Raw genomic sequence first — 248 nt, forward strand, 5'->3', positions numbered from 1 at the left:
TAAAAAATTGCCAACACAATTTGCGAGTAACTTTGAAGTAAAAGCGCTTGAGCAAGATGGTGCAACAGTTGGGCGTTTAGCTGGTATTGAAATTGGTGCCGATGGTAAAGTTGTAGCGTCATATAGTAATGGTGACTCAACCTTCTTAGGCCAAGTAGCTCTGGTTCGCTTTTCAAACTCTCAAGGTCTACAACAGGTTGGAGATACCGCGTGGAAGAAAAGCTTAACGTCAGGGGAGCCAATTGCAG

Annotated in this window: 1 protein-coding gene; it reads left to right on the forward strand. The window is 44.0% G+C overall.

Annotated features, from left to right (window positions below; translation table 11 throughout):
• Positions 1-248, forward strand: a 248-nt coding sequence (locus R0K30_RS22930; RefSeq protein WP_410613262.1) for a flagellar hook-basal body complex protein, incomplete at both ends; no start/stop codon positions are given.

It is taken from the genome of Bacillus sp. SIMBA_154 (genome assembly GCF_046536015.1).
In the GTDB taxonomy this organism is placed as follows: Bacteria; Bacillota; Bacilli; order Bacillales; family Bacillaceae; genus Bacillus; species Bacillus pumilus_P.